The sequence below is a fragment of the Flavobacteriales bacterium genome (genome assembly GCA_019694795.1).
Classification (GTDB): domain Bacteria; phylum Bacteroidota; class Bacteroidia; order Flavobacteriales_D; family UBA2798; genus UBA2798.
In genome coordinates this window covers 20603-32272 of sequence record JAIBBF010000022.1, presented here as the reverse complement: position 1 = coordinate 32272, position 11670 = coordinate 20603, and the positions used below count along the sequence as shown (strand labels likewise).

At 41.8% G+C, this 11670-nt stretch carries 14 protein-coding genes; 10 read left to right on the top strand and 4 right to left on the bottom strand.

The window, feature by feature from the left end; translation table 11 throughout:
* Window positions 1-12: 12 nt before the first annotated feature.
* Window positions 13-894 carry an LD-carboxypeptidase gene (locus K1X56_08515; GenBank protein MBX7094749.1) on the top strand — a complete coding sequence of 294 codons (882 nt, stop codon included), beginning with the start codon at window positions 13-15 and terminating at the stop codon, window positions 892-894.
* A 39-nt stretch (window positions 895-933) separates the two neighbouring features.
* Here the strand turns inward: K1X56_08515 and K1X56_08510 are convergent, their stop codons facing one another.
* The gene (locus K1X56_08510; GenBank protein MBX7094748.1) at window positions 934-1566 is read right to left on the bottom strand and encodes a DUF4412 domain-containing protein; all 633 of its coding nucleotides are present in this window, start codon (window positions 1564-1566) and stop codon (window positions 934-936) included.
* A gap of 89 nt (window positions 1567-1655) precedes the next feature.
* On the opposite strand from K1X56_08510, the gene K1X56_08505 reads away from it, so the two are divergent.
* From K1X56_08505 to K1X56_08485, 5 genes are all read left to right on the top strand, one after another.
* Window positions 1656-2018 carry a YraN family protein gene (locus K1X56_08505; protein MBX7094747.1) on the top strand — a complete coding sequence of 121 codons (363 nt, stop codon included), beginning with the start codon at window positions 1656-1658 and terminating at the stop codon, window positions 2016-2018.
* A gap of 46 nt (window positions 2019-2064) precedes the next feature.
* Entirely contained in the window at window positions 2065-3885 is a 1821-nt protein-coding gene (locus K1X56_08500) for a pseudouridine synthase (protein MBX7094746.1), read from the top strand.
* Between the two features lie 16 nt (window positions 3886-3901).
* The gene (gene trpS / locus K1X56_08495; GenBank protein ID MBX7094745.1) at window positions 3902-4870 is read left to right on the top strand and encodes a tryptophan--tRNA ligase; all 969 of its coding nucleotides are present in this window, start codon (window positions 3902-3904) and stop codon (window positions 4868-4870) included.
* Window positions 4871-4982: 112 nt separating this feature from the next.
* Window positions 4983-6902 carry an acetate--CoA ligase gene (acs, locus tag K1X56_08490; protein MBX7094744.1) on the top strand — a complete coding sequence of 640 codons (1920 nt, stop codon included), beginning with the start codon at window positions 4983-4985 and terminating at the stop codon, window positions 6900-6902.
* Window positions 6903-6985: 83 nt separating this feature from the next.
* Window positions 6986-7675 carry a M50 family metallopeptidase gene (locus K1X56_08485; protein ID MBX7094743.1) on the top strand — a complete coding sequence of 230 codons (690 nt, stop codon included), beginning with the start codon at window positions 6986-6988 and terminating at the stop codon, window positions 7673-7675.
* On the opposite strand, the gene K1X56_08480 is transcribed toward K1X56_08485, so the two are convergent.
* Window positions 7672-8445, bottom strand: a complete 774-nt coding sequence (locus tag K1X56_08480) for an amidohydrolase (GenBank protein MBX7094742.1) — start codon at window positions 8443-8445, stop codon at window positions 7672-7674. The genes K1X56_08485 and K1X56_08480 overlap by 4 nt on opposite strands.
* Window position 8446: 1 nt before the next feature.
* Complete coding sequence (locus K1X56_08475) at window positions 8447-9604, bottom strand: methionine aminotransferase (GenBank protein MBX7094741.1); 1158 nt, start codon at window positions 9602-9604, stop codon at window positions 8447-8449.
* 98 nt (window positions 9605-9702) lie between these two features.
* On the opposite strand from K1X56_08475, the gene K1X56_08470 reads away from it, so the two are divergent.
* Genes K1X56_08470 through K1X56_08455 form a run of 4 tightly spaced genes read left to right on the top strand, consistent with a single transcriptional unit; the run spans window position 9703 to window position 10800 of the window.
* Entirely contained in the window at window positions 9703-9933 is a 231-nt protein-coding gene (locus K1X56_08470) for a hypothetical protein (protein MBX7094740.1), read from the top strand.
* Window positions 9890-10144, top strand: coding sequence for a hypothetical protein (locus K1X56_08465; protein MBX7094739.1), 255 nt, complete (start codon window positions 9890-9892; stop codon window positions 10142-10144). Before K1X56_08470 ends, K1X56_08465 begins: the two co-directional genes overlap by 44 nt.
* Entirely contained in the window at window positions 10119-10382 is a 264-nt protein-coding gene (locus K1X56_08460) for a hypothetical protein (GenBank protein ID MBX7094738.1), read from the top strand. The genes K1X56_08465 and K1X56_08460 overlap by 26 nt, the downstream gene beginning before the upstream one ends.
* Window positions 10360-10800, top strand: a complete 441-nt coding sequence (locus tag K1X56_08455; protein ID MBX7094737.1) for a hypothetical protein — start codon at window positions 10360-10362, stop codon at window positions 10798-10800. The genes K1X56_08460 and K1X56_08455 overlap by 23 nt, the downstream gene beginning before the upstream one ends.
* 109 nt (window positions 10801-10909) lie before the next feature.
* Here the strand turns inward: K1X56_08455 and K1X56_08450 are convergent, their stop codons facing one another.
* Window positions 10910-11659 (bottom strand): succinate dehydrogenase/fumarate reductase iron-sulfur subunit, encoded by a 750-nt coding sequence (locus K1X56_08450; protein MBX7094736.1) that lies wholly within the window; start codon window positions 11657-11659, stop codon window positions 10910-10912.
* Window positions 11660-11670: the final 11 nt, after the last annotated feature.

Here is an 11670-nt window from a genome sequence, read left to right as displayed (position 1 = left end):
TATATTTGATGCATGTCTAAAACCATTGGTATTACCGCAACCGCCCGCAAAATTTCTCCCGAAGAAATTGAAGCCGGAATTTTATTTTTCCAGGAGCGGGGTTACCGGGTAATTACGCATCCGTCCCTATGGGAAAGCGATCATCAATTTGCAGGAACAGACGCCATTCGCGCAAAAGCATTGCAGGATTTTATTCTTGACGACCGCATCGATTGTATTGTTTGCGCACGAGGTGGTTATGGAACTTTACGGATGGTGGATCTGGTAGATTTTTCTTCATTAAAAAAAACCAAAAAACTAATTGCAGGTTATAGCGACATTACCGTGCTTCACAATCATCTTTTAGCACAACATGAACTGATGTCGCTGCACAGCACCATGCCGGTGAATATGAAAAGCAATACACCGGAAGCCTTACAATCAATTCTCGATGCCATTGAAGGGAAGGATTTATCCTATACCCTTTCATCCCATCCGCTCAATAGAAAAGGAATGAGTGAAGGAATTTTATTCGGAGGCAATTTATCGCTGGTGTATGCCTTGCAAGGTTCTGCATCATTACCCGATGCTAAAGGAAAAATTCTGTTTCTGGAAGATCTGGACGAATACCTCTACCACGTCGACCGCATGATGTTAAGTTTAAAACGCAGTGGCATATTGGCGCAATTAAATGGACTCATCATCGGTGGGTTTACCGAAATGAAAGATAACGCCATTCCATTCGGGAAAAGCGCAGAAGAAATTATCCTGGAACATGTGGCCGATTATGAATATCCGGTATGCTTCGGATTTCCCGGCGGACATATTCCCGATAACAGAACATTAATTATGGGAGGCAGATTAACAATGAAAATTGAAGAACATTCCGAACTAAAGAGTTCTTTCTCCAAATAATACTCAAAAAAAAATCCGCCTCTCAGCGGATCTTTCTTTTTACTTATCGTATTTCGAATAACCTTTTGGTATTTCGAATAATGACTCTTCTAATGCCTGCTTTTTAACCGATTGGGTTTTTAAGGTAGTAATCACGGTTCCGTCTGATTTTTTTTCTTCTCCCATAATAGGGAACAAACCTTCTGCTCCACTTAATTTTAAAAAGTAAATAGAAAGTTTATCTGCACGATTCAAGGTTTTTAAAAGTGGGATGAAAAAATCAAATGCACCATCTGCCATCCAGTAGCTGATAACACGGTCATCATCTTTACACGTTACTTTCCACTCCGTTGCCTTATAACCGGCAATCTCTTTTGTGTTATTTGTTTTTTGAATATCCAACTTTACATCTTTACGTTGACGATTGTTGGGCATATCCATCCACAATTTACGCTCCGGAGAAATCCCGATCACTTTATTGGCCGCTGCATCAATCAGCATCACCCCTTGTAAAGTTCCGTCGGTACCGAAATCTTCGATACGCGTTTTAGATCCTTTGATATAGTACTTGTACTTTACTTCAGTACTTCCTGTTTTTTTGGTGAATTCAATCACCCCTTCGAATCCTGCCTTTACGGAACCTGCGCCGATAAAGAAAAGACCAAACAGTAAAAAGCTTAAAAACCTTGTCATATGATGTCTTGGATTATTGGTTCTCATGATTTTAACTTTAAAGATAAACAAATTAATCGATATAGTCATTACAAAAGCCGTTCCGAAAAATGGAAAACTCTAGAAATAAAGGGAAAAGAGGTGAAGAACTGGCCATGTTTCACCTGGTGGAAAAGGGATTTGAAATCCTGGCCCTCAACTGGCAAAAACAGCATCTCGAAATCGATATCATTGCCAGGGAAGGAACTACGCTTGTTTTTGCAGAGGTAAAATCGAGAAGCAGTGTGGATTTTGGCGATCCGATTACTTTTGTGGACCCCAAAAAACAAGCACGCATTATACGGGCTGCCAACCTGTACCTCGAAGAAAATCCCACGGAAGAGGAGGTCCGCTTCGACATTATCGGAATCTGGTACGGACCGAAAGGTCCTGTATTAGAACACATTCCCGATGCTTTTTACCCCCTCGCTTAAGCAATGCTTAAATAGCGTACCTTTATGCCCTAACTAGTTCTATATTATGAAACGCCCATCAAGAGGCAACGACCGCAGATCCGCAGGACGTTCCGAAAACAACAGAGGATACGAAAAGAGATCCTCCAGATCCTCATCATCAGAAGGAGGAAGTTACGGCAGAAGCAATGACCGCGACAAAAAATTCAGCAAACGAAATGATAATGACCGGGGAGAAAAAAAATCCTACGGCAGAAGTTCCGAAAATTCAGACCGAAAATTTTCTAAACGAAGCGACGACAACCGTGGAGAAAAACGCTCGTACGGCAGATCCTCCGAAGGTGGTGATCGCAAATTCAGCAAACGCAGAGATGACGACCGTGGAGAGAAACGCTCCTATAGCAGATCCTCCGAAGGCGGTGAACGTTCCTATAGCAAACGAAGAGATGATGACCGTGGAGAAAAACGCTCATACGGCAGATCTTCTGAAGATGGTGAACGTAAATTCAGCAAACGCAGAGATGATGATCGCGGAGAAAAACGCTCATATGGCAGATCTTCTGAAGGTGGCGAACGCAAATTCAGCAAACGCAGAGACGACGACCGCGGAGAAAAACGCTCTTATAGCAGATCCTCTGAAGGTGGTGAACGCTCCTACTCAAAACGCAGAGATGATGACCGCGGAGAAAAACGCTCTTATAGCAGATCCTCTGAAGGTGGTGAGCGTAAATTCAGCAAACGCAGAGACGATGACCGTGGAGAAAAACGTTCTTACGGAAGATCCTCTGAAGGTGGCGAACGCAAATATGGAAAACGCGACGATGAACGTTCCGGTACGCGCAAATTCGATGATCGCAAGAAAAAAAGTTTTGGCCGATCCGACGATAGTGAAAGCCGCGGTTACAAAAAAAGAGAAGAAGATGATTTCGAAAACAAATCAGAAACATCCGGCGAAGAATCGTACGGAACTTCTAAAAAACGTAAAAGCGGATTCAGCGGTTTCTCCGGAAAATCAGATAAAAAAAGTTATATCAACGAGGATTTTAAAGACGATGAAGAATTCGATTTTAAAAAACTCGACGATGAGAAAAAGCGCGTAAAAAAATCGTCTTCCGATTATAAAAAACTGGTACAAACTTCCCGCTCTAAAAAATCTACCGTAAAACGAGAGGACGACGGAAGTATCCGCTTAAATAAATTCATTGCCAACACCGGAGTGTGTTCGCGCCGCGAAGCTGATGAATTGATTCAGTCCGGAGTGGTTAAAGTCAACGGCAAAATCGTAACCGAATTAGGAACGCGCGTAATGCCGACCGACAAAGTGCATTATGGCGACCAACTTTTATCGCAGGAAAAACTGGTGTACGTGTTACTGAATAAACCGAAAGATTACATCACCACGGTGGATGATCCGGAAAAACGCAGAACCGTAATGGAGCTGGTAGAAAAAGCGACCAAAGAACGTATTTATCCGGTTGGAAGATTAGACCGCAATACCACCGGACTATTACTCTTTACTAACGACGGAGAACTAACAGATAAACTGACGCATCCACGAAACAACATCAAGAAAATTTACCATGTAATGACCGACCAAAATGTTTCGCGCGAAGATTTGCTGAAGCTGAAGGAAGGTTTTGAACTGGAAGACGGATTTATTAAAGTAGACGATGTTCAATTCGTTGGTGATGCAAGCAACAAACGCGATATCGGTGTTGAGATTCACAGCGGAAGAAACCGTATTGTACGCCGTATGTTTGAACATCTCGGTTACAAAGTAATTAAGCTGGATCGTGTAATGTTTGCAGGATTAGTTAAAAAAGATCTTCCCAGAGGAAAATGGAGATTTTTAACTCCAAAAGAAGTTTCGTTTTTAAAAATGATCTGATTATTTCTACACCACCATGGCCAGAATATTAACCGGCATACAAAGTTCAGGAGTTCCTCATTTAGGCAACATCCTTGGCGCCATTTTGCCCGCCATTGAATTGTGCAACGATCCGAAAAATGAATCGTTCATTTTCATTGCCGACATGCATTCATTAACCTCATTAAAAGATGGGGAGCAGCGAAAAACCAATACCAATGCCGTTGCAGCTGCATGGCTTGCATTTGGTCTGGATCCGGAACGCACCATATTTTACCGTCAAAGTCAGATCCCCGAAGTCACCGAACTTGCCTGGTATCTGAATTGCTTTACTCCGTTTCCAATGCTGGCGAATGCCCATTCGTTTAAAGAAAAAAGCGATCGTCTTGCAGATGTAAATGCCGGATTATTCACTTATCCTGTTTTGCAAGCTGCCGATATCGTGTTATACGATGCACAATACATCCCTGTTGGAAAAGACCAGGTACAGCATCTGGAAATTTCGAGAGACATCGCCGAATCGTTTAACCGCATAATGGGAGAAACATTTGTAGTTCCCGAAGCAAAAGTGGATGAACGGGTGATGATTGTCCCCGGAACCGACGGACAAAAAATGAGTAAGAGCTACAAAAATTTCATTGATGTTTTTCTTCCGGAAAAGGAATTGAAAAAACAAATCGGAACCATTGTTACCGACTCTACTCCATTGGAAGAACCTAAAAATCCGGATACCTGTAACGTATTTAAATTGTACAGTTTGCTGGGCACCGAAATTCAGGTTGCAGAATTGCGCGCCAAATACCTGGCAGGGAATTTTGGATACGGACATGCAAAACAAGAATTACTTGCTTTGATTCTCGAAAAATTTGCAGAAGCACGGAAGTTGTATGCGTATTACATGGAGAATCATGCTGAATTAGAAGCCCGGCTAAAAATCGGCGAAGAAAAGGCGCGAAAAATTGCTCATGCAAAATTAAAAGTGGTGCGCGAAAAATTAGGCTTTTAACCAAATTCATACTTCATTTAAAATGACAGGCATTGCCTGTCATTTTTTTTGCTAGCTATTCCGGAAATGCACTTGTATAATATTTTTTATATTGTGACTAAACACAAAGGCTATGTCATATCCCTATCAAATAAAATCGCGCGAAGAATATGATCTGCAGTATAAGCGCAGTGTAGAAAATCCGGAACTTTTCTGGGGAGAAATTGCTGAAAATTTCGTTTGGAAAAAAAAATGGAACAAGGTTTTACATTGGGATTTTAGTGGTCCGGACGTAAAATGGTTCAGTGGAGGAAAATTAAACATCACAGAAAACTGTCTGGACCGGCACCTCGCCGAACGCGGAGATCAGCCGGCTATTATTTGGGAGCCGAACGATCCGGAAGAACATCACCGTGTGCTCACTTATCGTGAATTGCATTTTAAAGTGATGCAATTTGCCAATGTCCTTTTGAACAACGGCGTAAAAAAAGGAGATCGCGTTTGTATTTATATGGGGATGATTCCCGAATTAACCATTGCTGTTTTAGCCTGTGCCCGCATTGGTGCCATTCACTCGGTGATATTCGGCGGGTTTTCTGCACAAGCCATTGCTGATCGTTTAGATGATGCAAAAGCGGAATATATTATCACATCCGATGGCGCTTACCGTGGTGCAAAAGATATTCCCTTAAAAAGTGTAATTGATGATGCGCTGGTGGGTAATCACATAGTGAAAAAAGTGATTGTAAGTACCAGAACCCGAATTGCGGTAAGCATGATCAAAGGCAGAGATCTTTGGTGGGAAGATGAAATTAAAAAAGTGGAAACACAAGGAAATCCATTTTGCGAAGCCGTAGAAATGGATGCGGAAGATATTTTATTTATTCTCTATACATCAGGATCTACAGGTAAACCCAAAGGAGTGGTGCATACTACGGCGGGGTATATGGTGTGGACCAACTATACTTTTGTAAATGTATTTCAATACCAGGCCGGACAAATCCATTTTTGCACGGCCGATATCGGATGGATTACGGGACACAGTTATATCGTTTATGGTCCACTCTCTGCAGGAGGCACATCCCTCATGTTCGAAGGAATTCCAACCTGGCCGGATGCAGGCAGATTTTGGGATATTGTAGATAAATACAAGGTCGATATTTTATACACCGCCCCAACCGCTATCCGGAGTCTGATGGGATTTGGATTAGATCCATTAAAAAATAAAAATCTTTCTTCATTAAAAGTATTGGGAACCGTAGGCGAACCCATCAACGAAGAAGCCTGGCACTGGTACAATAAAAACATCGGAAAAGAAAAATGTCCCATTGTAGATACCTGGTGGCAAACGGAAACCGGAGGTGTTTTAATTTCAAATATTGCTAATGTTACTCCCGGTATTCCATCATTTGCAACCTTACCCTTACCCGGTGTTCAACCTTGTCTGGTCGATGAAAACGGTAATGAAATAACGGGGAATAACGTAAGCGGAAATTTATGCATGAAAGCACCATGGCCCGGAATTATCCGCAGCACTTATGGCGATCATGAACGTTGCAGACAAACCTACTTTTCTACTTACGAAAACAAATACTTTACAGGCGACGGATGCTTGCGCGATGCCAATGGAAATTATCGCATCACCGGAAGGGTGGACGATGTATTAAACGTAAGTGGTCACCGCATTGGAACCGCTGAAGTGGAAAATGCTATTAATATGCATTCCGGTGTAATTGAAAGCGCCGTAGTAGGTTATCCGCATGATGTAAAAGGACAAGGCATTTATGCTTATGTTATTTACGATGGTTCACACGGTGATGCGCAATTGGCTAAGCAGGATATTACGCAAACCGTATCGCGGATTATTGGTCCTATTGCTAAACCCGACAAAATTCAATTTGTACCCGGATTACCTAAAACACGAAGCGGTAAAATCATGCGTCGCATTCTTCGAAAAATTGCAGAAGGTGACACGTCAAATTTAGGCGATACCAGCACCTTGCTGGATCCTTCACTTGTAGAAGTGATAAAAGAAGGCGCAACACAACTTTAAACGGGAATTTTAATTAACCTCCCGCTCTTAATATTTCATCGCGGCATTTCACCGGGTGAAGCAGAATCGGCGTAATTTTAATTATGCTCGATTTCGCGCCAGCTTCCTATCAATACATCGGCATGATTGTATTGGCTTTTCTCTTATTGAGAATCGATAAAATCGGTCCGTATTTCCGCGGACTCAACACCATGTTTCACGAGAGTGGTCACGCCGTGATGGCTTTGCTGCTCACCGGAAAATTCAGCACCGTAGATTTGCATGCCGATACTTCTGGAACCTGCAAATATGTGCAATCGGGATGGCTGCGTGATATGCTGATTAATTTAGCCGGATATCCATTTGGAATTTTAGCAGGATGGGCCATGTTGTACTACCAACACCTCGGAAAAACAGATTGGGTTTTTTACGGATTAGCCGGATGGTTACTCCTTAATCTTTTGTTTTGGGTAAGAAACAAATTCGGATGGTTCTGGATTTTAAGTTTTGGCGCTTTACTTGGCGGATGCTGGTACTATAACAATCCACATGTTACCTGGTATTTTTTAAGCTTTAGCGCCATCGTCAACAGCATTGAAGCCGTCTATTCTTCATTGGTCATTTTATGGCTTAGTGCCGACGAACCTGGTCACTCCGGTGATGCGGCGAATCTCCGTTCTATTACTTATATACCTGCCATTGTATGGGGACTCCTCTTCGCAGGTTTTTCCATTGCCGTTGCACTAAAAACTACAGAACAACTTTTCGCTATAGAAATTGTTCCCTGGTTTTAATCGATGTGAAATTGATCTCCATCCAATAACACGGGAAATTTTTCACGGAAATCCTCCAGTTCCATTTTACTCAACACAATTGTTTCAATGCTTTCTTTATAAGGCTGCGTTTCCGAAATCCAATGTCCTTTTGGATCGCAAACACAAGAATCTCCGGCATGCTCTATATCGCGACCATCTTTCCCAATGCGATTTACGGCAACCACATAACATTGATTTTCGATGGCACGTGCCGTGATGAGGGTTTTCCAGGGGTGACGACGAACATCAGGCCAGTTGGCTACATAAAGTAAAACGTCGTAAAAAGGATCTGTATTTCTTGCCCAAACCGGAAAGCGGAGATCGTAGCAGATCAGTGGACAAATTTTCCATCCGCGCCATTCAATGACTATTCTTCCATTACCGGCGGAATAGTGTTGGTGCTCATTCCCCATTCGAAACAAATGGCGTTTATCGTAATGGAAAATTTTTCCGTCGGGTTGTGCCCAGATTAACCGGTTAAAAAAACGATCATTTTCTTTAATCATTACACTACCTGTTATGGCAGCGTTTTTTTCTTTGGCTTTATTCAGCATCCACTGCACTGCCGATCCATTCATCTCCTCAGCCAAAAGATCAGTCTGCATAGAAAATCCTGTAGTAAACATCTCCGGCAAAACAATAACATCACTTTCTGCAATCTTATTTATGCGTTGATCGAAATGCAAAATGTTTTCGCGAATATTTTCCCACTCCATGGTGGTTTGTACAATCGATACTTTTAAATCCATATTAAATCGCATTAATTATTTCAATGGCTTTGTCGAGCGTTTCTTTTTTCTTGGCAAAACAAAAACGTAAAACTTTTTCGTCGTTTTCATTATTATAAAAAACAGAAACCGGTATGCTGGCAATCTTGTTTTCTTTAGTTAGACGAATGGCAAATTCAGTGTCCTTCTCATTGCTGATTTTCGAATAATTCAACAATTGAAAATAGGTCCCCTGCGAAGGCTTCAACTGAAAACGCGATCCTTTTATTCCATTTAAAAAATAATCGCGTTTTTCCTGATAGAAATTCCCGAGAGATAAATAGTTTTCTTCCTGTTTTAAAAATTCATCCAGCGCATATTGCATTGGCGTGTTTACCGCAAAAACAATAAACTGGTGCGCCTTTCTGAACTCCGTCATTAAATTTGCGGGACCACACACATATCCGGTTTTCCATCCCGTAACGTGAAACGTTTTTCCGAAGGAGTAAACCAGAATAGAACGCTCTGCCAGTCCGGGATACCTGCAAACACTTTCGTGACATAGGCCATCAAACACGAGATGCTCATACACCTCATCCGAAATCACTATAATATCCGATCCTTTGGTAATTTTTTCCAGCTCTTCAAGATCCGATTTACTCAATAAAGTTCCGGTTGGATTATGCGGCGTGTTAATGATGATCATTCGTGTTTTATGATTGATCAGCTTTCGAACTTCGGTCCAGTTAATTTTATACTCCGGTGCCACCAGTGTAGAAAAAACCGTAACTCCACCATTCAACTCAATGGCGGGTTCATAGCAATCGTAGGCAGGATTAAAAACAATCACTTCATCACCTTCCCGAACAAAAGCAGCAATGGCCGAATAAATCGCCTGTGTTCCTCCGGCGGTAATAGTTATTTCACCCTCCGGGTGATAAGCAACTCCATAGGCCTTTTCCATTTTTGCAGCAATGGTTTCGCGCAAGGAGAGGAGTCCCTGCATGGGCGCATATTGATTTTTGCCTTCCTGCATGTGTTTTGTCACCAATGAAATTAATTCAGCGGAACAAGGAAAATCCGGAAAACCTTGTGATAGATTAATGGCGTTGTTTTCTGCCGCCAGTTTGCTCATTACCGTAAAAATGGTTGTACCAACCAATGGTAATTTAGAAGAAATAGATCGTGGATAGCTAGGCATAATGAACAAAAATAACCTTTCTGAACATCCAAAATCGTATTTCGCTAATATTCGTTTTTTTTGCTGCTTTCATTTGCTTCTTTGTTTATATTTAGGGTATGAGAATTTTTCTGTTTAGTCTGTTATTGTTAAGTCTACTGGGTTCCTGCGGACCAGAACGTGATGCGCGTGAAGTTTGCGAATGTTATGATGAAGTTTATCACCTGAAAGGTGAAGCTGCCACTACAAAAATGAACGAATGCATGAATCTGCTTAATAAGTACACAAAAAAATACAAGGGCACCGATGAAGAAAAAGAATTCGACGCTGCATTTCTCAATTGTCGTTAGTCTGTTGCTGAGCGCATGCTCCACCAGTCCGGAAAAATACGCCGAACAATGGTGCGAACTCAATCATAAAATTCAGTCGGCCAAAACCGAAGAAGAAAAGAAAAAACTTGTCGACGAAATCGTCATGCTGGAATCTGAAGCGCAGAGCGCTTATGGTACCGATAAAGAAAAAATGAACATCATTTATGAAAAGACCGATGAATGCGATTAAAAAATTAAGTCCCTTATTTTTATTTTTTCTCTTTTCCTGTTCTTCTTCCAATCCCAAAGAAATGGCCCGCGCTTATTGCAAATGTTTTCTGGAAGCAGGCTCAGATCAGAATAAGTTAAATGAATGTGCAGAATTAGCAGCCGAACACAAAGAATATTTAAAAGATCCGAAGGACGCCAAAACCTACGCCGAAGAAATTATCCGTTGCGCTGTTTATGAGCAACCGGAAAACCGCTGAAATAAGCCTTTTTGAGCGCCTCGCCGATTTTGAAACCTGCTTGTTTAGGTCCTTCAAACAACAAAAATCGCCCCTTTTCGCTCCTTTTTTTTCACATTTTATTGGAATTCACGATTTTTTTCTAATTTCAAAGCATAAACCCTTTAACAAACTTAATCCACAAACCATGAAAAAGGTATTTTTCTCAGTAGCAGTTATCTCTGCTCTTGCTCTTACTTCTTGCGGCGGCGGCGGTGCTAAAGCTGACGGTCAGAAATTCTGTGATTGCATGAAAGAAGCTATGAAAGACATGTCTAAACTCGAAAGCTGTATGAAAATGGGCGAAGAGATGGAGACTAAGTACAAAGATGACAAAGCTGCTCAAGGCGAAATCGAAGAAGTAATGAAAGAGTGTGAAAAAGAACTCAAAGGCGAATAATCGTTTTTTGCTTCTTGCAAAAAAGGTCGGCTAATTGCCGACCTTTTTTTTTGACCAAAAAAAAGCCCGATTTAATAAACCGGGCTTTTGAAAAAATATAGTCATTTATTTATTTCTCGCTGGAGCAGGAAGCCATGAGGTACTCACGGTTCATGCGTGCGATGTTTTCCAATGAAATTCCTTTCGGACATTCTACTTCACATGCACCTGTATTGGAACAGTTCCCGAATCCTTCGGCATCCATTTGAGCAACCATGTTTAGAACGCGGTCTTTAGCCTCTACCTTACCTTGTGGCAATAAAGCCAACTGCGATACTTTAGCAGAAACAAACAACATCGCTGATGCGTTTTTACAAGTAGCCACACATGCTCCGCAACCAATACACGTTGCTGCGGCAAATGCTTTATCTGCATCTACTTTAGGAACAGGAATACAGTTCGCATCCTGCGCTCCTCCTGTGTTTACGCTTACATAACCACCGGCCTGGATAATGCGGTCAAAAGCACTACGGTCCACCGCAAGGTCTTTAATCACCGGGAAAGCCTTCGCTCTCCAGGGCTCGATATAAATCGTGTCACCGTCCTTAAACGAACGCATGTGAAGCTGACAAGTGGTTACTCCGTAATTTGGACCATGGGCTCTTCCGTTGATAAACAAGGAGCACATTCCGCAAATACCTTCGCGGCAATCGTGATCGAATGCAATTGGGTCATCCCCTTTATTGATCAGTTCCTCATTCAGCACATCCAACATTTCGAGGAAGGACATATCCGGAGAAACGTGATCTATGGTATAATCAACCAGTTTACCTTGTGCATCACGGTTTTTCTGGCGCCAGATTTTTAAATGAAGTTTCATATCTAAAAACT